Annotated in this window: 22 protein-coding genes and 2 pseudogenes; 9 read left to right on the top strand and 15 right to left on the bottom strand. The window is 71.1% G+C overall.

Annotation, left to right across the window (positions count from 1 at the left end; all coding sequences use genetic code 11):
* Positions 1 to 22: 22 nt before the first annotated feature.
* The 7 genes and pseudogenes from ACRAWB_RS14295 to ACRAWB_RS14265 all read right to left on the bottom strand — a co-directional run bounded on the left by ACRAWB_RS14295 (position 23) and on the right by ACRAWB_RS14265 (position 5923).
* A complete protein-coding gene (locus tag ACRAWB_RS14295; protein WP_431353918.1) occupies positions 23 to 367 on the bottom strand; it encodes a PRC-barrel domain-containing protein in 345 nt (114 codons plus the stop codon).
* Entirely contained in the window at positions 354 to 758 is a 405-nt protein-coding gene (locus ACRAWB_RS14290; protein ID WP_431353917.1) for a hypothetical protein, read from the bottom strand. The genes ACRAWB_RS14295 and ACRAWB_RS14290 overlap by 14 nt, the downstream gene beginning before the upstream one ends.
* A pseudogene (locus ACRAWB_RS14285) lies at positions 755 to 1986 on the bottom strand (NRAMP family divalent metal transporter). Before ACRAWB_RS14285 ends, ACRAWB_RS14290 begins: the two are co-directional and overlap by 4 nt.
* Positions 1983 to 2447 (bottom strand): hypothetical protein, encoded by a 465-nt coding sequence (locus ACRAWB_RS14280; RefSeq protein WP_431353916.1) that lies wholly within the window; start codon positions 2445 to 2447, stop codon positions 1983 to 1985. Before ACRAWB_RS14280 ends, ACRAWB_RS14285 begins: the two are co-directional and overlap by 4 nt.
* A 67-nt stretch (positions 2448 to 2514) precedes the next feature.
* Positions 2515 to 2820: a hypothetical protein gene (locus ACRAWB_RS14275; protein WP_431353915.1), complete on the bottom strand. Its 306-nt coding sequence runs from the start codon at positions 2818 to 2820 to the stop codon at positions 2515 to 2517.
* A 167-nt stretch (positions 2821 to 2987) separates the two neighbouring features.
* Positions 2988 to 3323, bottom strand: coding sequence for a hypothetical protein (locus ACRAWB_RS14270; RefSeq protein WP_431353914.1), 336 nt, complete (start codon positions 3321 to 3323; stop codon positions 2988 to 2990).
* Complete coding sequence (locus tag ACRAWB_RS14265) at positions 3320 to 5923, bottom strand: PAS domain S-box protein (protein WP_431353913.1); 2604 nt, start codon at positions 5921 to 5923, stop codon at positions 3320 to 3322. Before ACRAWB_RS14265 ends, ACRAWB_RS14270 begins: the two co-directional genes overlap by 4 nt.
* 68 nt (positions 5924 to 5991) lie before the next feature.
* On the opposite strand from ACRAWB_RS14265, the gene ACRAWB_RS14260 reads away from it, so the two are divergent.
* Both ACRAWB_RS14260 and ACRAWB_RS14255 read left to right on the top strand, forming a co-directional pair.
* Positions 5992 to 6396 (top strand): response regulator, encoded by a 405-nt coding sequence (locus ACRAWB_RS14260; RefSeq protein WP_431353912.1) that lies wholly within the window; start codon positions 5992 to 5994, stop codon positions 6394 to 6396.
* The gene (locus ACRAWB_RS14255) at positions 6393 to 7040 is read left to right on the top strand and encodes a response regulator (protein ID WP_431353911.1); all 648 of its coding nucleotides are present in this window, start codon (positions 6393 to 6395) and stop codon (positions 7038 to 7040) included. The genes ACRAWB_RS14260 and ACRAWB_RS14255 overlap by 4 nt, the downstream gene beginning before the upstream one ends.
* A 6-nt stretch (positions 7041 to 7046) precedes the next feature.
* Here ACRAWB_RS14255 and ACRAWB_RS14250 read toward each other — a convergent pair whose 3' ends face one another.
* A complete protein-coding gene (locus ACRAWB_RS14250) occupies positions 7047 to 7265 on the bottom strand; it encodes a hypothetical protein (protein WP_431353910.1) in 219 nt (72 codons plus the stop codon).
* A 226-nt stretch (positions 7266 to 7491) separates the two neighbouring features.
* Here ACRAWB_RS14250 and ACRAWB_RS14245 point away from each other — a divergent pair, with 226 nt between their 5' ends.
* The 4 genes from ACRAWB_RS14245 (at position 7492) to ACRAWB_RS14230 (ending at position 11999) form a co-directional block, all read left to right on the top strand.
* Entirely contained in the window at positions 7492 to 8679 is a 1188-nt protein-coding gene (locus ACRAWB_RS14245; protein ID WP_431353909.1) for an EfeM/EfeO family lipoprotein, read from the top strand.
* Positions 8676 to 9887, top strand: a complete 1212-nt coding sequence (efeB, locus tag ACRAWB_RS14240) for an iron uptake transporter deferrochelatase/peroxidase subunit (protein ID WP_431353908.1) — start codon at positions 8676 to 8678, stop codon at positions 9885 to 9887. The genes ACRAWB_RS14245 and efeB overlap by 4 nt, the downstream gene beginning before the upstream one ends.
* A gap of 61 nt (positions 9888 to 9948) precedes the next feature.
* Positions 9949 to 11637 (top strand): phospholipase C, encoded by a 1689-nt coding sequence (locus tag ACRAWB_RS14235; protein ID WP_431353907.1) that lies wholly within the window; start codon positions 9949 to 9951, stop codon positions 11635 to 11637.
* A 140-nt stretch (positions 11638 to 11777) separates the two neighbouring features.
* Positions 11778 to 11999 carry a helicase associated domain-containing protein gene (locus ACRAWB_RS14230; RefSeq protein ID WP_431353906.1) on the top strand — a complete coding sequence of 74 codons (222 nt, stop codon included), beginning with the start codon at positions 11778 to 11780 and terminating at the stop codon, positions 11997 to 11999.
* A 16-nt stretch (positions 12000 to 12015) separates the two neighbouring features.
* Here ACRAWB_RS14230 and ACRAWB_RS14225 read toward each other — a convergent pair whose 3' ends face one another.
* From ACRAWB_RS14225 to ACRAWB_RS14205, 5 genes are all read right to left on the bottom strand, one after another.
* Positions 12016 to 12867, bottom strand: a complete 852-nt coding sequence (locus tag ACRAWB_RS14225) for an SDR family oxidoreductase (RefSeq protein ID WP_431353905.1) — start codon at positions 12865 to 12867, stop codon at positions 12016 to 12018.
* A 1-nt stretch (position 12868) separates the two neighbouring features.
* Entirely contained in the window at positions 12869 to 13234 is a 366-nt protein-coding gene (locus ACRAWB_RS14220; RefSeq protein WP_431353904.1) for a VOC family protein, read from the bottom strand.
* Between the two features lie 41 nt (positions 13235 to 13275).
* Positions 13276 to 14496, bottom strand: coding sequence for an alpha/beta hydrolase family protein (locus ACRAWB_RS14215; RefSeq protein WP_431353903.1), 1221 nt, complete (start codon positions 14494 to 14496; stop codon positions 13276 to 13278).
* A gap of 70 nt (positions 14497 to 14566) precedes the next feature.
* Positions 14567 to 14971 (bottom strand): NUDIX hydrolase, encoded by a 405-nt coding sequence (locus ACRAWB_RS14210; protein WP_431353902.1) that lies wholly within the window; start codon positions 14969 to 14971, stop codon positions 14567 to 14569.
* Positions 14972 to 14997: 26 nt separating this feature from the next.
* Positions 14998 to 15447, bottom strand: coding sequence for an SRPBCC family protein (locus tag ACRAWB_RS14205; RefSeq protein WP_431353901.1), 450 nt, complete (start codon positions 15445 to 15447; stop codon positions 14998 to 15000).
* Positions 15448 to 15538: 91 nt separating this feature from the next.
* Between ACRAWB_RS14205 and ACRAWB_RS14200 the strand changes: the two are divergent.
* A pseudogene (locus ACRAWB_RS14200) lies at positions 15539 to 16446 on the top strand (5'-3' exonuclease).
* 6 nt (positions 16447 to 16452) lie between these two features.
* On the opposite strand, the gene ACRAWB_RS14195 reads toward ACRAWB_RS14200, so the two are convergent.
* Entirely contained in the window at positions 16453 to 17658 is a 1206-nt protein-coding gene (locus tag ACRAWB_RS14195) for a GDSL-type esterase/lipase family protein (protein ID WP_431353900.1), read from the bottom strand.
* Between the two features lie 87 nt (positions 17659 to 17745).
* Positions 17746 to 18675: an aldo/keto reductase gene (locus ACRAWB_RS14190; RefSeq protein ID WP_431353899.1), complete on the bottom strand. Its 930-nt coding sequence runs from the start codon at positions 18673 to 18675 to the stop codon at positions 17746 to 17748.
* Between the two features lie 83 nt (positions 18676 to 18758).
* On the opposite strand from ACRAWB_RS14190, the gene ACRAWB_RS14185 reads away from it, so the two are divergent.
* The gene (locus ACRAWB_RS14185; RefSeq protein WP_431353898.1) at positions 18759 to 19031 is read left to right on the top strand and encodes a TetR family transcriptional regulator; all 273 of its coding nucleotides are present in this window, start codon (positions 18759 to 18761) and stop codon (positions 19029 to 19031) included.
* Positions 19032 to 19040: 9 nt separating this feature from the next.
* Positions 19041 to 19580: a hypothetical protein gene (locus ACRAWB_RS14180; RefSeq protein ID WP_431353897.1), complete on the top strand. Its 540-nt coding sequence runs from the start codon at positions 19041 to 19043 to the stop codon at positions 19578 to 19580.
* Positions 19581 to 19586 lie beyond the last annotated feature (6 nt).

The following is a 19586-nucleotide window of genomic DNA, read 5'->3' as shown; positions in this document are numbered from 1 at the left end:
GGAGCCCTTGACAACCTGAGAGCTACACCTCTGAGTCGTCGAGCCGCGGCGAGTACAGCATCGCACCGGGGCGGAGGCGGATGACGTCGTCCGTGAACGACGCGAGGTCGGTCCACAGCACGAGGACCGACCCGCGGGCGCGCCAGCGCAGGTAGCGTGCGATGAGGGCGGGCGCATCCACTCCGGTGCGCTCGTAGCCGGCGAACGAGCTGCGGGAGTTCGGGCTCACCACGAGGCCGTGCAGGCGGGCCGCGGCGAGCATCCCGTCCGGCGGCCCGTCGAGAACGAAGCGCGCGTCGACCACCTCGCCGACGCGTTCGCCCTCCGCGGTGAGCACCGGGCTGCCGAGCAGGTCACTCAGGATCATGCTGACCTCCGGGGATGCGGCCGATGACGTGCTCGCTCATCCACCGCTCGGTCCAGCTCGCGTCGAGCGAGTCCGCCGGTACGCCGACGCTGACGACGATCCCGCAGTCCGAGACGACCCGCCACGGGATGCGGATGAAGCGCGAGTCGGGCAGGCGGCCGCCGAAGATGCGGGTGAGCAGCACGGGGCCGGTGAGCAGCGCCTCGATGACCGGCGGATGGTCGGGGTCGAGGTGCGCGAGGTCGTTCGGCGTGGTGATCTCCAGGTCGTCGACCGTGGTGACCGGCACGTGCTCCGGGTCGAGGATCTGGCGGTCGAGGAGGTCCAGGCCGGCGTCGAGGATCCGCCCCGCCACCTTCGGGGGCCGCGCAAGCTCGTGGTGCTCGGTCATGCTCCTGCTCCCGTCACGATCATCAGGGGTATGGCGGCGAGGGATGCGATCAGGATGATCCCCAAGAAGATCAGGCCGAAGAAGTTGGTGACCTTGCCGTTGACCCGCTTCCCCATGTACTTCGGATCATTCGCCACGATCAAAATGGGCAGGTAGGTCAACGGCAGCGCTATCGCCGAGAACACGACGGAGAACTCCGTCACCTGCACGGGATCCACGCCGGTGAAGAGGATGGCGAGCGCGACGACCAGCGACAGGATCATCGCCGCGTGGAAGCGCGACGCCGACGCCGGACGCCGGAACTTCCCCACGGCCACCCGAAGAACTGGGCGACGGTGTACCCGCTCGAGAGCGTCACCTCCAGCGAGGCGCCGAAGGTCGCGGCGACGAAGCCGAGGATGGCGACGATCAGTCCGATCTTGCCGAACGCCTGTGCCACCGGAAGCGCGGTCTGGTACAGCGACTCGACGGCGATCCCCTTGGGGAGCAGCACGACGGCGGCGCAGGCGGCGATGGACAACGAGAGCAGCGCCCCGAGCGGGAACCCGACGAGGACGTTGACCCGCGACTGCGCGAGATCCTTCGGCTTCCACTTCTCCTCGATCGCGCCGGAGGAGAAGAAGAAGACCTCGTACGGCGTCATCGCGGCGCCGAACAGCGCGACCGCGTAGTACCAGTAGGTCGCGGGCGACTCGTCGGTGTGCGGGGAGGGCTGCTGAAGCGCCTGCGATGCGAGCGACGACCAGTCGGGATGCAGCGCGAACAGCGCCACGGCGAAGACCACGAGCGCGAGGCCCAGGAGACCCGTCACGTTCTCCAGGATGGAGAACTTCACCCGCCAGACCACGATCCAGACCGCGATCGCGGCGACGGGGAACCACAGCGTCGGCTCGATGCTGGAGGCGAGCTGCAGCGCCAGCGCGATGCCGCCGACCTCCGCCGCAAGGGTCAGCAGGTTGATCAGGAACGAGGCGGACAGGTTGGCGAGGGCCATCCGCGCCCCCAGCCGCTCCCGGATGATCTCGAAGGTGGCGCGTCCGCTGACCGCCGCTACACGCCCGGACATCTGGGCGAACAGGCAGATGCCGATCGTCCCGAGGACCAGCACCCAGGTGAGCGTCAGCCCGAAACGCGAGCCGACCACGCTGCTGGTCACCAGATCGCCGATGTCGACGAAGCCGCCGATCGCAGTGAGGACGCCGAGTGCGACGGCGAAGAGCGCCTTCACCGGCTCTCCAACCGCTTGGACGCCGCATCCAGCTGCTGCGCCAGGCGGTCGAGCTCGCGACGCTGTTGCTGAAGGGCGTTGCCGGAGTCACGGTTCGCCGCGACAGCGCGCTGCGCAGAGGCGACCTCGTCCTGCGCGGCCCGGATGTCGTGGAGCACGCGATCCCGGCTGGCCCCGATCCCGCCGAGAGCCGTCATCGTAGCGACGGCCCGCGCCTCTGCGGCGAGCTTGTCGGCAGCGTCGGAGAGGCCGGTGTCGACGACGGTGCCGAGGATGCGGTCCTTCTGATGCAGGCCGAGCACGAGGCCTGCGGATCGGGCGCTCGCGGCCGCCGTGCCGGCCGACTGGGACAGGCTCCCGCGGGCGGTGGCGTCCGCCGAGCACCCGGCGAGCGCGCCGGCCACGAGAGCGGCGGCGAGCGCGGCAGAAGCTGCGCGCGCCGTCAGAGGGCGGTGGATCACGCCGGCGACTGTACGCGCGCTGTGAGGACGGTGACAGTGGCGGCCGCGCAACCGATCCTGAGAAGACCTACATGTCTGGTGCCGTGTGCGCCCGCTCGTCGCGGCGGAAGCCGGCGGTCGCCTCCTCGTACGTCGTGTGGCGCCGGGCGGGGTGCGACTCTGCCGGCGGCGGGACGTCGGCCTTGCTCAGTGCGTGGAGGACCAATTGCTCCACGAGCGTGGCGGCCGTGGTCTCCCGCGAGCGGGCGATCCGCACCAGCGCGGCGTACTCCCGCTCTCCGAGACGGATCGTGAGGGGCATCCCGGCCGGTGCCCGGCCCGGTCCGTGTACGGACGCGGGCTCCGTCGCATCGGTTCCGTGAGATTCCTTCATGTCTGAAGCCTCTCATAGGAGAGCGCTCTCGTGGCCCTTTTTCTTCGTTTCGCGCACAGTGTGGCGGGGTCGTTATTGCACCCGGACCGACGCAACCCGGATGATCGATGCGTCGCGTGTCTGGAGCAGCCCCGTCCCCCCGGTCCCTGGCTGAACCGCCGCGGCATCTATTCGGCGGGATCCTGGTCTTCGGGTGACCAGGATCCCGCCGTCAACAGATCCAGGCCCTCGCGAAGTCGCTGCCGCACGTCGGAGATCGGGATCATGCCGTCCCCGAGCGTCAGTGCCATCGACGCGGAGGCGGCCGCGCCGATGATGCTGTGGACGCGCGACTCGCGCGCCTTCTCGCCCAGCCGCTCCTGCGCGCTCTCGGCCGCCGCCGCGAGTCGTTCGCCCACTCGGCTGCGATCGCCGGGCTCGATGGACGCGTCGGACAGCACCGCGAGACCGTCGCGCAGTGCGGGCTCCAGCACCTCACGCAGCACCGCGTCGGCATCGGTCACGGCTGCGCCTGACGGGAGGCGGCGCGTTCCGTGAGCGCCGCATCCAGTGTCGCCAGCAGCGCAGCCGGGGTGAACGGCTTCGCCAGGAAGTGGGCGCCGTCGCGCTCGACCGCCGCGCGGGCGCCGGGACCGGGCAGCAGCCCGCTCATCAGCACGACGGCCGCCTGAGGCTGCTCGGCGGTCAGCCGGCGGGCGATGGCGTCACCCGCGACGCCGGGCATCATCACATCGGTCAGCACCGCGTCGAAGCGGCGGCCCTGGGTCAGCAGCTCGAGCGCTTCCCGACCCTGGGCGACCTCGGTCACGAACCCGCGCTGATCCAGAGTCTCCCGGACGAGCTCGCAGATCGCCGGCTCGTCGTCCACGACCAGCACGCGACGTCCGCGGCCCGGACCCGGCGCCGGCGCCTCCTCCGGTGGCGGCCACGCCTCCGCCTGCGCTATAGACGGCAGCTCGAACGCGATGCAGGTGCCGCGTTCTGGCGCCGTGTCCACCTCGAGCTCGCCGCCGTGCGCCTTCACGATCGCGGCGGACGTCGGCAGGCCGAGGCCCGTCCCGCTCTCCTTCGTGGTGAAGAACGGCTCCAGGATGCGACCGGCGGTCACCTCGTCCATCCCGGTACCCGAGTCGCGCACCTCGATGCGCACGTTGCCGTCGTGCTCGTCAGCGCGGAGCGTCAGGACGCCGCCCTCCGGCATCGCGTCGCGAGCGTTCGTGACGAGGTTGACCAGCACCTGGAACAGCTCCGTCTCATCCCCCGACACAGCGGGCAGCCCGTCCGCCGACTCCACGCGCAGCTCGATGGACTTCGGCAGCGTCTCGCGGCAGAACCGCGCCAGCTCCCAGAGCAGCGGCCCGACCTCGACCGGCGCTCGCCGTCCCTGCGACCCGCGGGCGAACGAGAGCACCTGCCGGATCATCGACGCCCCGCGCTGCGCGGCGGCGTCCAGGGCGTCGAGCATGTCACGGCGGCGGGGATCCTTCTCGTCCTGGCGAAGGAGCTGTACCGACATGAGGATGGGCGTGAGCACGTTGTTGAGGTCGTGTGCGATGCCGCCGGCGAGCGTTCCCAGGCTCTCCAGCCGTTGCGTCCGGATGCGCTGCTCCTGCTCGCGGCGGTGCTCCGTGATGTCGGAGTTGACGGCGAACACCGTGACCTGGCCGTCCTCGCCGCGCGAGAGCTGCCACCGGCAGTCCACGACGATGAGAGCGCCGTCGGCCCGACGCTGGCGCAGCTCGCCCACCCAGAAGCCGTCGCGCAGCAGGGCTGCGGCCGCCACGTCGAACTCGCGCGGGTCGTCGTAGAGCAGGTCGCGCACCGACCGGCCGACAGCCTCCTCCGCGGGTATGCCGTAGATCGTCTCCGCGCCATGGTTCCAGTACAGGATCACGCCGTTGAGGTCGCGTACGAGGATCGCGTCGCGCGCCGCGTCCAGAAGCGCCGCCTGCGCCTCCACGCGTCGTGTGTACTCGTCCAGCTTCTCCCGCGCGAGCTGGTCGTCGGTGACGTCGCGCACGATGATGGCGATGCCCTCCTCGGTGGGATGCGCGTCCACCTCGAACCAGCTGCGCCAGTCCGGCACGAACGCACGGGCCGACCCCGCGACGCCGCGGTCCATCGCGTCCCGGTAGATCGTCTCGAACGGGCTCCCCTGCGTGGTGGGGAACATCTCCCACAACGTGTGGTCGCGCAGTCGCGCCTCGTCGATCCCGGCGAGCTGCAGTGCCCACGAGTTGGCGAAGGTGAACCGCCAGCCCCGGTCGACGAACCCGATCGCGTCGTGCACCTGGTCGAGGGAGCTGCGCAGCAGTCGCGCCATCGCCCGGTGCTCCTCGCGGTGCCGCACCAGCGCCGTGACATCGTGGAACGCTCCGTGGACGCGCGCGATCCGGCCGCTCTCGTCGCGCTCGGCCTCGCCGACGAGGTGCGCGTGGACCTTCCGCCCCGAGGCGTTCACGATCGTCGCCCGCAGGTCCAGCGGTTCGCCGTGACGCATGGTCCGCTCGAATGCGTGGGCCACCTCCTCGCGGTCCGCCGGCTCGAAGAGAGCGAGCGAGTCCTCCTCGCCGGGAACGTGGCCCGGCTCCAAGCCGAGCAGGCGGAACAGCTCCTCGCTCCACTCGATGCGGCCCGTCTCGACGTCCACGGTCCAGCCGGCGAAACCGGCGATCCGCGCGGCCATCCGCACCAGCGCCTCGTTGCCCGCGGCCGCCGCGGCCGCCCGCTCCACGTCGCCGATATCGCGAGCGATGGCCAGGACCGCAGACACCTCGGCTTCGTCGCCACGCAGCGGGATGAGTGTCACATCGAGCAGGCGCACGGTGCCGTCGGGCGTGACGATGCGCGTGACGTACCGGCGGTTCTCCCCGGCGACGGCCTCCACGAACCGCGCCATCGTGGTGTCGACGTAGTCGGGATGCAGGAGGCGCGAGAAGGGCATCCCGAGAAGGTCCGCGGCGCGGTAGCCGGTCAGGTCGGCGAGGGTGCTGTTCGACTCCACGAAGACGCCGTCCGCGTCGACCACGCAGACACCGTCCGGATGGCCGTGGAACAGCGCATCCAGACCGTTGAGCCGGAGGGCTTCGGCCGGCGTCGTCATGGCAGGGCTTCGAACTGGCGGGGCATGGTGGGGATTGTAGGCGGATCGGGCGGCCTACACTGACCGCCATGAGCGAGTTGCAGCCCGCTATCTGCGTCCTCGTCGTCGACGACGACCCGCTGATCCGCCTCACCGTCGAGGCGGCGCTGACCTCGCACGGGTACCGGGTGACGACGACCGGCGACCCCCGGACTGCCGCCACCGGGATGGAGGCCGACCTCGTGCTGCTCGACGCGATCATCCCGGGCTGTTCGCTCAGCGAATGCCTGACGCTGCTGGGTCGCCGGGACGACGGGAGCGCCCGGCCGATACTGGTCATGAGCGGTTCCCTGGCCCCGCCTGCGGAGCTCGCCGGAACCGGGATCGGCTATCTCGCGAAGCCGTTCCCCCTCACCGAGCTCGTCGGCGCCGTCGACGGGCTCGTGGCGTCCACCTCTGGGACGGAGACAAAAGGGGCAGGAGCCAGCAGATGACCGACACTTCCGCACGGACGCGGACGCTGAGAGCCGTGGTGGCCGACGACGACGTCTTCACGGCGTCGATGGTCGCGTCCGCCCTCCGCTCCACCGGCATCGAAGCGTCCCAGACGACGTCGGCCGAGGAGGCCTGGACGACGATCCTCGAGGTCGAGCCGAACGCCGTCGTGACGGACCTCGACTTCGGCGGCGGAGGCTCGGGCGCGGAACTGCTGTGGCGCGTCCACCGCGACCTGCCCTGGGTCGGACTGGTCGTGCTCACGTCACACCTGTCGCCGGAACTCGCGGTGGGCGACGACGCGCTGCCTCCCTCGGTCGTCTACCTGGTCAAGTCGCAGGTGAAGGACGTGGATGTGCTGGTCGCGGCGGTCGACGCGGCGATCGTCGGCGGCGAGCACCGGCCGGCCGAGCCGACCGGGGACGTGCGCACCGTGACGCGGGCGCAGGCCGAGGTGCTGCGCCTGGTCGCCTCCGGGGCGTCGACACGACGGATCGCGAGCGAGCGCGGCACCAGCGTGCGCGCGGTGGAGACGATGCTCGCGCGGCTCTACACGGCGCTCGGGGTGGATGCGGACGAGCAGGCGAACCCGCGCGTCACGGCGGCGCGGATGTGGCAGCAGGGGCGGGTGCGGATCCGGTAGCTGTCGCTAGCCGCCCGCGAGCATGCGTAGGAATCGCCGCAAGGCTCCGTCAGCCTGTGTGCGCGACACCTCGGCGGCATCCTCCTCGGGATTGTCGGCATAGCCGGTGTAGCCGCAGGACTGGCACACCAGCAGGTCGGCGTGCACGGCCAGGCCCGCGCCGTAATAGGGATTGCGCACCAAGCGTGCAGCACCCCGGCACTGCGGGCAGCAGGCCTCGCGCATGGCGCCCCTTCCGACACTCCATCATGCGCCCGACATGGGCGAATCGCCGTGGCCCCTGTTCGCGGCGCGAACGGGCTGGGCCACTGTCTGTCCCCCTCTCGGGGGCGGCGCGGTGACGGTCCGGTGAACTCCGCGTGAAGACCGATCCGGGGGCTCCGACGCGCTCCTAGGATCGCTCACGCCGGGCGTCGTCCGGACCATGAATCCCCTCTGGAGGCATCCGCCGATGTCGTCTCGCGCCCGGCTGACCGCGTTCTTCGCGGCGCTCGCGGCGCTGGTCGTCGTGGCGTCGGTGCTGGCGATCGTGCTGCGGCCCGCCGCGAGCGGTGCGGCCGCGCCCGCGGCGTTCGACATCAGCGCGGGGCTGGACGACTGCGGCAGGGGATGGAGGTCGGCCGACGGCGCCGCAGCCACCGTTCCGGGCGGCGACCAGACCTTCAGCGTGACGAACACGACCGTCGGCGGCATCGAGGTCTACCTGCAGGCGGTCGACAGCAAGCGCGTCTACCTCGACCTCGAAAGCCTCGGCGCCGGGGCGCACGCGACCGTGCGGGCGTCCCTGGGCGCGGGTCGATACCGCTTCGTCTGCCTGCCCGCCGACGCCGACCCGGCGCGTGGGCCCACCGTGATCGTGGGCAAGGCACCTCCGGGCTCGGCGCTGACGCCGGGCATCGTCCCGGTCACCCGCAACGACCTCATCCCGGTGACGAAGGCGTACACCGCCTGGGTCGCGGGGCGCCTACCGACGTTGCAGCGCCAGGTCGCCGCTGTGGCGGCCGACGCCGAGGAGGGGGACTTACCGGCGGCGAAACGCGACTGGCTGACCGCGCACACCACTTATGAGACCCTGGGCGGCGCGTACGACGCCTTCGGCGACCTCGGCGAGGAGTTGGACGGGCTTCCCCGGCACGGGCTGACCGGATTCCACCTCCTCGAGTCGCAGCTCTGGCACGGCGCTCCCGCCCTCGACGTCGCCGCCTCCGCACACGCGCTGGTCGCGCTCGTCGGGAAACTGCAGGCGCAGTTCGCCGACGCCCAGCTCGATCCGGGCGACGTCGCACTGCGGGCGCACGAGATCGTCGAGGACGCGATCCAGGACGGGCTCACCGGCGCGACCGACGCGGGCTCCGGCACTGAACTCGCCGGCATCGACGCGAACCTGACCGGCGCGGCCGCCGCGCTCGCGCCCCTCCACGACGTGCTCGCCGGCCGCTACGACCGCCTGGCCGAGACCCAGCAGGCGCTGACGCAGGCCCAGGCGCTCGTGGAGTCGTTCCGAGCGGCCGATGGCACGTGGACGCCGCTCTCCGAGCTAGACCTGAACGCGCGGGAGCGGGTGGATGCGGCCCTCAGCCATGCCGCGGAACTGCTCGCACCCGTCGCCGCCATCTGCGACCCCCGGAGGGAATCATGACCCGCATCGACCGTCGCGGCTTCCTGCAGGCGTCGGCCGTCACCGCCGTCGCCGCGGGTGCGGGGATCGCCGCCGCCTCCGCTCACCCTGTGACAGCAGCGCATCCGACCGCGCTCGCGTTCCACGGCGCGCACCAGCAGGGCATCCTCACGCCCGCCCAGCGCGCTTCGGCCTTCGTCGCCCTGGATGTGACCGCCGGCTCCCGCGCCGAACTCGCCGACCTCCTCAAGACCATCACCGAGCGCGCCCGGTTCCTCACGACCGGAGGGACGCCTCCCGACCCCGGCTTGGCCGCGCCGCCGCGCGACTCCGGCGTGCTCGGGCCGACCGTCGTCCCTGACGGGCTCAGCGTCACCGTGTCCGTCGGTGCCTCCCTGTTCGACGACCGGTTCGGGCTCGCCGCCGCGAAGCCCGCCCGGCTGCGGACCATGGACGAGTTCCCCGACGACGCCCTGCGTCGCGACGTGTGCGACGGCGACCTCCTGCTCCAGGTCTGCGCCGCCGACCGGGACGCGGTCGCGCACGCCGTCCGCGAGATCGCCCGGGCGACCCGCGGGGCGATGCAGGTGCGCTGGCGGCAGGACGGCTTCGTCTCGCCGCCTCGGCCCAGCGGCACGCCGCGCAACCTGATGGGGTTCAAGGACGGGACGGGAAACCCCGACACGACCGACGCGTCCCTCATGTCCCGACTCGTCTGGGCGAAGGCCGGCGGCTCCGAACCCGCCTGGGTCACCGGCGGCAGCTACCACGTCGTCCGCGTCATCCGGATGCTGGTCGAGTTCTGGGACCGGGTCAACCTGCACGAGCAGGAGAACATGATCGGCCGCCGCCGCGACACCGGCGCCCCGCTCACGGCCTCCGCCGAGTTCGACGACCCGCACTTCGAGAACGATCCGACCGGCGATGTCATCCAGCTGGACGCGCACATCCGCCTCGCGAACCCGCGCACGCACGACACCGCCGACCAGCGGATGCTGCGCCGCGCCTACAACTACGACGGCGGCCTCGACGCCAACGGCAACCTCGACATGGGGCTGATCTTCGTCGCCTTCAACCAGGACCTCGACCGGCAGTTCGTCACGGTTCAGAAGCGGCTGGCGGGCGAACCGCTGACCGACTACATCCAGCCGTTCGGCGGCGGGTACTACTTCGCGCTCCCCGGAGCCCGCGACTCCTCCGACTGGCTCGGGCGCACGATGCTCGCCTGACCAGAGGAGGCCGCCCGGCGCGACCGTGCCGGGATCACAGAAGAAGAAGGAAGAAGGAATCGTGTTCAGACCCTCACGTCTGCGCCGCTCCCCCGTCGCCCTGGCCGGCGTCGCGCTCGCCGTCGCGGCCGCCCTCGCCGGCGCGGGAATCCTCGCGGGCGCCCCCGCTGTCGCCAACCCCGGCGGCCAGCACGGCGACCACTCCAACCAGACCGTCACCCCGATCAAGCACCTCGTCGTGATCTTCGACGAGAACATCTCGTTCGACCACTACTTCGGCACCTACCCGAACGCGGCCAACACCGACGGGACGCCGTTCACCGCGGCGAAGAACACCCCGCAGGCGAACACCCTCGTCAGTTCCGGGACCCTGACGAACAACCCCAACCTGTACCCGCCGAAGCGACTGACCCCGGCGCAGGCCGTCACCTGCGACCAGAACCACAGCTACAAGGCGGAGCAGCAGGCGGTCGACGGCGGTGCGATGGACCAGTTCGTCCAGAAGACGTCCACCGACACCTGCACCGGCGCGTACGGCGCTCCAGGCCTGGTCATGGACTACTACGACGGCAACACGGTCGCCGGCCTGTGGAACTACGCCCAGAACTACGCGATGAGCGACAACAGCTGGGACACCACGTTCGGTCCGTCCACGCCCGGCGCGCTCAACCTCATCTCCGGCCAGACCCACGGCGGCACCGCCTACGACCCGAAGACGGGAGCGGTGCTCACGGCGTCCACGGCCGTCCAGTCGCCGAACCCTCAGGGCGTCGGCACCGTGATCGGCGACCCCGACCCGGCCTACGACGACTGCTCCGACAACGACCACACCTCGACCTCCGCGGTCGTCGGGATGGCGGGCAAGAACGTCGGCGACCTGCTCAACCAGCGCGGCGTCACCTGGGGCTGGTTCCAGGGCGGCTTCACGCCGACCACCGCGTGGAACGGCCAGGCCGGTTCGTACGCCAAGTGCGACGCCACGACCGCGAACATCGCGGGCGCGACGCCGAAGGACTACTCGCCGCACCACTCGCCCTTCCAGTACTACAAGTCCACGTCGAACCCGCACCACCTGCCGCCGACCTCGGTGAAGGCGATCGGGCACACGGATCAGGCCAACCACCAGTACGACCTGACGTCGTTCGACGCGGCGCTGAAGGCGGACAACCTGCCCGCCGTCTCGTACCTGAAGGCTCCGGAGGCGCAGGACGGCCACGCCGGCTACTCCGACCCGATCGACGAGCAGAAGTTCCTCGTCAACGAGATCAACGCGCTCCAAGAGTCGAAGAGCTGGTCGAGCACCGCGGTCGTCGTGGCCTACGACGACTCGGACGGCTGGTACGACCACGTCGCGCCGAAGGTCACCAACGGATCGAACGACGCGGCCGTCGACTCGACGGTGTGCACGAGCGTGCAGCACGTCGCCGGCGGCTACGCCGACCGCTGCGGCCCCAGCCAGCGCCTGCCGCTGCTGGTCGTCTCGCCGTGGGCCGCGCAGAACCGCGTCGACCACACGCTGACGAACCAGGCCAGCATCCTCCGCTTCATCGAGAACAACTGGCTGACCGGCCGGATCGGCGACGCGTCGTTCGACGCCTCCGCCGGCTCCCTCGGCGGACTGTTCGACTGGTTCCACCCGCGGCAGCGCGAGGTGCTGCTCGACCCGGTGACCGGCGCTGTGTCGTCGGTCGTTCCGACGAAGCCGCACTGGCCGGCCCCGCCGCGCGGCGGCTGGGCCACGCAGCCGTAACCAGCTGACCCGGGAGGCGGTCCGCGGTGTGCGGGCCGCCTCCTTTGTCGTTCTGCGGCGGACGCTGTCTGTCGGGGCGGTGCGAATCGCGATAGCACTGGGCCATGGCACGGTAGCAAGCTGACCCGACCCGGCCATCGGTGCGGCCGGCCGACCTCCAATGGCTCGACACGTACGACGAGTTGCGCCACTTCCTCGCCGATCACGGGAGATATCCGAACGCTACCTACGCGAGCCCGGTGGAGCGTCGGCTGCGGAGCTGGATCTCCACCCAGCGGAACGCCCACGCCGGTATCGGCACCGCTACCCTGACCGCGGAGCGCGCCGCCCTGCTCGAAGACCTTCCCGACTGGCGCTGGTGACGCGGCCGTCCCGTCGTCAGAGGGTGTCGCGGAGGAGTTCGTCGAGCGAGAGCGGGCGCCGGCCGGTGACGCGCTCGACGTCGCCGGACACGCCGGCCAGCTCGCCCGCGGCGATGGCCGTGTAGGTCGACACCCAGGCGTCGACCTGCCAGTCGGGTGCGTTCCACTTGGCGCGGGAGGCGTAGGCCTCGGGCAGCGTCTCGTCGTGGAACGACACCGCCCGGCCGGTGTGCGCCGACAGCTTCTCGGCGACCTCGGCGAGCGTCAGCTCCTCGGGGCCGGTCAGGTCGTAGGTGACGTCGAGGTGGTCGGCGGGATGCTGCAGCGCCTCCGCGGCGACCCGCGCGACATCCGCCCGGGCGACCATCGCGGCGCGTCCGTCGCCGGCCGGTCCCCGGATGACGCCGTCGTCGCCGACGAGGAACTGTGCGAAGTCGAGGTAGAGGTTGTCGCGCAGGAAGGTGTGGTGCATCCCCGACTCCCGGATGCGCTGCTCGGTCGCGTAGTGATCGCGGGCCAGCGTGAACGTCGCATCGGGCGCCGCGCCGAAGAACGACGTGTAGACGACATGCTCCACGCCCGCATCGACGGCCGCCTCGACGAAGGCCAGGTGCTCTCCCAGCCGCTCCTTGTTCTCGGCGGCGGACACCATGAACAGCGTCTCGACGCCCTCGAGCGCCGCGAGCACCGCGTCCCGGTCGCTGTAGGCCGCGCGGGCCACCGAGCTGCCGGGATAGCGGGGCGCCTTCTCCGGCGAGCGCGCGAGCATCCGGAAGGGGACACCGGCGTCGGCGAGCAGGTCGGCGGTCATGCGGCCGACGCCGCCGGTCACGCCGGTGATGGCCAGGGACGGGTTCGAGTCGGTCATATCAGCCCCAGCATAGGCAGAAGGGGTGCCCGGAGGGATCTGCGTAAACCTGGAAACCCTCGACGGATCCGGGGTCGTCGGCCGCCCTCAGCAGCGTCGCACCGACCGCGATCGCGTGCTCGTGCGCCTCGCGGATGTCGTCGACGTAGAGGTCGACGTGGAGCTGCTGCTGCGGGCCGTCCGGCCAGGACGGCCGCTCGTGGCCCGGCGCGAGCTGGAAGCCGTATCGCGGCTCGCCGTCGACGTAGACGGTTCGCCAGTCCGCGTCGTCGCCCCGGACCTCCCCGCCGGTGAGCGCGGCCCAGAAGGACGACTCGCGCTCGAGGTCAGGGGTGTCGAAGACGACGATCTCGCGTCTGATCCGCATGGCAGCATCCAATCGCAGGCCAGCGACAGCGGCAAGGATCGTCAGCGCCCCAAGCGCTCGTCCAGCCAGTCGAACATCCGCTGCTCGGTCAGCGCCCGGGCGAGCGGCTGAACGTGGAAGTCGGCGCCCTCGGCCTCCGTGAACCGCACCAGCGTCGAGACGTTCGGCGTGAGGGCGGCCAGGCGCTCCGATTGGCCGGGCCAGAACTGCTCGTGCTCGGGGTCGGTGATCAGCAGCGGCGTGGTGATCTGCGCCGCCACATCCTGGACGGTGTACTGCATCACGGTCCGCATGGTCTCGGCATAGCCGGTCGTGCCGTAGGGGCGGGCCCGGAAGCGCCAGGTGTAGGCGAGCTCGTGCGAGAACTTCGCGCCCATCTCCATGTCGCGGTCGAACTTCTCGTCCTCGCCGTCGGCGAGCAGCTTCTTCATGTTGCCGGGCAGGTGGTCGGTCCAGGAGGTGGAGACGTCCACGACGCCGGGGTCGGCGATCGCCGCCGCGAACCGGTGCTCGAACGCGAGCGCGCGCGGCACCCAGTAGCCGGCCTGGCTGATGCCGTAGACGGCGACGCGGTCGGTGTCCACGCCGGGCTGCGACCGCACGAAGTCGAGCACCGGCGTCAGTACCGCCTCCCAGTCGGGACGGAACGGCACACCGCGTTCGAACAGCATCGACTGCTGGCCCGGACCGTCGAAGACGAGGGCGTCGTAGCCGCGGCGGAGCGCGCCCGAGACGGCCGATGCCCACAGACTGGTGAGGGGGCCGTCGCTTCCGTTGGCGACCACCAGCAGCGGGCGAGAGCCACCGGACTCGGCGGTGCCCGGTGCGCGGAACAGGTAACCGGGCAACGTGGTCTCCTCGTACGGGATGGCCATCCGCTCGATGTCGAGGTCGACCGCATCCACCCACGCGTCCCACGCCGCGCGGTGCTTGCGGAACGTCGGCAGCAATTCGTCCTCCGACGGGAGCGAGGCGACCGCATTGACCGCCGTGCCGTAGTACGACGCGGCGCGCAGGTAGGCGCTCGCGGCGCTCACCGCGTGACCCGCGGCCGCCGACGCCTCGGCCTGCGCAGCGATACGGTCGCCCAGCCCGAGCCACGCCCGGAACCAGCCCTCGTGGTCCTTCTCGCCGACCCCGTGGACGGCGGCGATCACCTCCCCGATGTCGGCGGCGCCGCTGAACGCCTGGCCGATCGTCGTGCGGATCTCGAAGTCGAAGTCGGGGTTGCCGGAGAACGTGAACTCGTGCGTGCGCGCCATGCGCACAGCCTGACGCTCCCCGCTGGGCCGCCGCCAGCCCTCATGCGGGGTGGATGCGGCCGAGCGTTCGTCAGTCGATCAGGCCCAGCTCGACCAGCCGGCGCAGCACCTCGGTGCCGGCGGGCGGACAGCGGTCGGCATCCGCGCTGGTGGTCCAGTGCACCGCGCCCACCTCGGCGGACGGCACCGGCTCGTCGTCGGTCCACCCGCGGAACACGCGCATGTGGACCATCCGGCCGTCGGGTTCGCCGTGCGCCTGCGTCCGCACCTCGAACAGCTCCTCGAGGTCGTCGGCGCGGAACGGGAGCGAGACCTCTTCGAACGCCTCGCGGGCTGCGGCCTCCGCAGCCGTCTCGCCGGGATCGACCTTGCCGCCGGGCATGTAGTAGACGTCGCGCCCTCGGGCCGTGACCATCAGCACCCGGCGATCACGAACCACCGCGACGGCGGAGACGATGATCGGATCGGAGGTCACCCTCCCACGCTAGCGGCCTCCCCGGCTCACGGGGTCTCGGCGACCTGCTTCAGCTTGCGCAGCCCCTTCTCGAAGTCGCCGCCGAGCAGCTTGTCCAGGTTGACGAAGCGCGTGTAGAGCTTGCGCGGCGTCTCCATCCGCCAGACCACGCGCGTCCCGTCGCCCTCGGGCGTCAGCACGAAATGCAGTTCGTTCGACGAGCGGAACGGACGGGTGAACTCCAGGTGGATGCCGACGCCATCCGGGTCCACGGCCGTGACCCGCATGGTCCCGGATCCGGCCTTGCGATTGCCCGACCACGCATAGGTCGAACCGATGGCGCCCGGCTCGCCGGTGTACTCACGCTGCAGGTCGGGATCGAGGTCTTCCCACGGCGACCACTGCGTCCACTCGGGCAAGCGCGCGATATGCGGGAGCAGCTGCTCGGGGGTGGCGTTGATGCGCTCGGTGCGTTCGACGACGACGGTTTCGGCCATGACGCGAACACTAGTGCCCGCGGGGTGCGCGCGGGGAGGCGTGCCGCGCGCGGCCCTCGCGTGGCAGGATCGTCGCGTGACCGGCCGAACGATGCTGCTCGACAGCGCCTCCCTCTACTTCCGCGCGTTCTACGGCGTGCCCGACACGGTGAAGGCGCCCGACGGCTCACCCGTGAACGCAGTGCGCGGCTTCCTCGACATCATCGCCAAGCTGGTCACCGACTATCGCCCGGAGGCGCTGATCGCCTGCTGGGATGACGACTGGCGGCCGCGCTGGCGCGTCGACCTCATCCCGAGCTACAAGGCGCACCGCGTCGCGACTCTCGTCCCCGGCGGAGTGGATGTGGAGGAGGTGCCGGAGGCGCTGGTGGCGCAGGTGCTGGTCATCCGCGAGGTGCTGGATGCGCTGGGCATCCCCATCGTCGGCGCGCCGCTGGCCGAGGCCGACGACGTGATCGGAACCCTGGCCACCCGCGCCGACGGACCGGTGGATGTGGTCACCGGCGACCGCGATCTGTTCCAGCTGGTCGATGACGAGCGGGACGTGCGCATCGTGTATACCGCTCGCGGCATGAGCAACCTCGAGGTCGTGACCGATGCCGTCGTCCAGCAGAAGTACGGCGTGCGCGGGGATCAGTACGCCGACTTCGCGGCGATGCGCGGCGACACGTCCGACGGCCTCCCGGGGGTCGCCGGGATCGGTGAGAAGACCGCGGCGGCGCTGCTGGCGGACTACGGCGACCTGGCCGGGATCATCGCGGCGGCGGAGGATTCCGCAAGCGGCATGAAGCCCGCGGCGCGGGCACGCTTCGCTGCCGCGGAGGACTATCTGGCGGTCGCACCGAAGGTGGTCGAGGTCGTCCGCGACCTCCCGTTGCTCGAAGTGGACGCTCGCTTCACTCCCCGACCGACCAGCAGCGTGAGACGTTGAGCGCCCTGTCCGAGCAGTACGGACTCGGCGGCTCGCTCGATCGGCTTCTCACCGCACTCAACGGCTGACCCCGCTCAGGCCTTCGGCGGCTCCCACCGCCACAGCTCCCGCTGTGCGAGCAGGGCGAGCTCGCGGAGCACGTCGAGATCCGCCTCCCCGTCCGCCCGGTCGCGGGGCGCGCGCCCGAACACGCAGAGCGCGCCGATCCGAGTCCCGTCCGGCGCCTCCACCGGGTACCCGGCGTAGTAGTGCAGCCCGGCGGGCCCGGTGACGAGGGCGTTCGTGGCGAAGCGCTCGTCCTCCTCGGCGTTCGGCACGACCATCCCGTCGTCGGTCTGGATGGTGTGGATACACGCCGACTGCTCGATCGGGATGCTGTCCAGCACGGCCCCGGTCGAGGCCAGCGGCCACTCGCTCCGGTCGTCCAGGACGGTGAACATCGCGATTTCGGTGCCGAGCGTGCGCTTCGCCGTGCTGACGATGCCGTCGAGCCGGGAGTCGCCGCCACGGCGGCTGAGCTTGAGGCGTTCGATGGCCTCCACGCGCTCGGCGCCGTCCGCGGTGGGAACGGCCCGCTGCGCCTCCCGCTCCTGCAGCGCCGGTGCGAGCGCGTCCACGATCTGCCGCGCCCAGAACAGGTAATCGGCCGGCGTCCGCCGCCGCCGCTGCTCGGAGTGCTCCGGCGCGGTGAGACCGACGTAGAGCGCGCCGGTCTCGCGGCACACCTCGCGCGCCACCGCGTTGAGCCGCTGCGCGTGCTGGTCGGCGATGCGGCCGCCCGCGTTGTCGTAGGACTTGATGGACAGGATGGGCTGCGCCCCCAGCCAGACCACGGTCCGCGGGCCGCAGGACCGGGCGCGCTCGAGGAGCTTCCGGAGCTCCGCCGCCCAGCCGGGCAGCTCGACCATCCTGAGGGCGTCGGCCACGGCGGCGCTCAGCACCACGGCGTCGTAGCGCTCGAACCCCGCCTGGTCGAGCAGTTTGCCCAGGCGCGCCACGCCCGCCGAGGGGTGAGGCACCACATCCACCACGGCGCCGCGACCGGTTGCCGCTGCGAGCGCCCGCGCCACCGCGCCGGGCAGTCCGAGGTCGTGGCTTCCGACGCCCCAGCCCATCACCGGACCGGAGCCGACGAGGAGGACGCGGATGGTCCTCCGTCCGGCGGCGTACGCCTGCCGTCCGTCCACGGGGCGAACCAGCCGCGAGCGCACGGCCGTCACATGGGCGCGCCAGAGTCGCATCGCCATCCTGTGCGACAGCGGCACACGATCGTCGACCACCTACCGACCGTAACCGGTCGCGGCGCCTCCGACGGACCGGGCGGCGTCGTCGTGTTCGCTGAGCCGCCGCCCGATCCTGAAGGACGGTTACGGGAGCGTGTGCCCCGCGGCCGTGAACAGCCGGTACCACTCGGGACGCGTGAGCGGGATCTCGGAGCCGGCCGCCGCGTCGCGCACGCGCTGCTCGTTCGTGGTGCCGAGGATCACCTGCATCCGGGCGGGGTGACGGGTGATCCAGGCCACGGCGATGGCGGTGGGCGTCACGTCGTACTTCTCGGCGAGCTCGTCGATCGCGTCGTTCAGCTCGGCGAAGTTCTCGCGATCGCCGAGGAAGACGCCGTCGAAGAATCCCTTCTGGAAGGGCGACCATGCCTGCAGCACGATGTCGTGCAGGCGTGCGTAGTCGAGGATGCCGTTGTCGCGGTCGATCGACTGGTCGAGCGCTGCCATGTTGACGGCGACGCCCTGCGCGATGATCGGCGCGTGCGTGATGCTCAGCTGCACCTGGTTGGCCACCAGTGGCTGCGAGAGCGAGCGCTGCAGCAGCTCGATCTGGCCGGGCGTCTGGTTCGAGACGCCGAAAGCGCGGACCTTGCCTGCGCTCTGCAGTTCGTCGAAAGCGAGGGCCACCTCGTCGGGCTCGACCAGCGTGTCCGGGCGGTGCAGCAGGAGGATGTCGAGGTAGTCGGTCTTCAGCGCCTTCAGCGACCCGTCGACCGCATGCAGGATGTGCTCCCGCGAGAAGTCGAAGTACCCGTCGCGGATGCCCACCTTCGACTGGATGACGACCTGATCGCGCTCGGCGGCGGGGATGGCGCCCGCGTCGCCGAAGCGGCGTTCGCAGCCGTGAGTCTCACCTCCGTAGATGTCGGCGTGGTCGAACATCGTGATCCCGGAGTCGCGCGCGGTGCGGACGAGGGTGCGGATCTGCTCGTCGTCGAGGTCGGAGATGCGCATGAGGCCGAGGACGATGTTCGACGCCTCGATGTCGGTGCGGGGGAAGGTGAACGTTCTCATGCCTTCCATCTAACTCCTCGTCAACCCCCTGGCGGCGCGGAATTCAGCGCCTACATTGCGTGATGGCAGTAAAGGAGCCACCGATGACCATGACGCCCGACTTCCATGTCGCTGTCGACGACTTCGCCGAGGAGGCGGGCCTCCGCCGCATCCCGCCGAAGACGTGCGGATTCATCGTGAACGCACTGGGCCGCGACTTCCGTGTCACCGACGAGATGGCCCGCATCTTCCTCAACCAGGTCGAGCGCGTCGCCGCGTCCGATTCGTCCGCCCTCGTGGTGCTGCGCCACGACAAGGGACTCGAGCTGCTGCTCGTCACGGACGACAACTCCTTCTCGATCCGCACCGCCTCGTAAGCTCGTCCCGTGCACTACGGGATGGATGAGGGCGCGGACGCGATCGCCCGCATCCATGCAGCGGTTCAGGACGCGGTGGCCGCGCTGACCGCCGCCGGAGCCCGCCCTGAGGCGCTGGCGGAGTTCGTCCCGGCACGGCGCACTCTCGGCATCCGGCGCGAACCGGCACTGCGCCGGATCGGAAGCGTGTGGCGGCTGGGCGTCTTCCTGCTCGACGAGGCAGGCACGCTGTACGCGACCGGCACGCTGGTGCGGGCCACGCCTCCCGGCCGGCCGCAGTACCAGTCGCAGTCCGCGGAGTACCGGCGTGCCCTGCGCGCCGCCGCCCAGCGCGGGCACTTCCGCGAGGGCGAGACGGTGAACTTCGACGCGCGTCCGACCCCGCTCGACCCGGACGCCCTGCGGGCGTCCACCGGCCCGCTGTTCCTGCGGGACGGGCAGGCGCTGGTCCGTTGGAGCGCGGCGGCTGACGACGCGCACGCGCTGGCCTTCGAGGGCTACCTCTCCGAGCGGGTGGACCTGCTGGCCCACCCGCCCGAGGGAGCGTAGCGGGGA

The organism is Leifsonia poae (genome assembly GCF_050632865.1).
Classification (GTDB): Bacteria; Actinomycetota; Actinomycetes; order Actinomycetales; family Microbacteriaceae; genus Leifsonia; species Leifsonia poae_B.
Note: the sequence above shows the minus strand (reverse complement) of the source record. Positions and strands in the feature narration are given on the sequence as shown.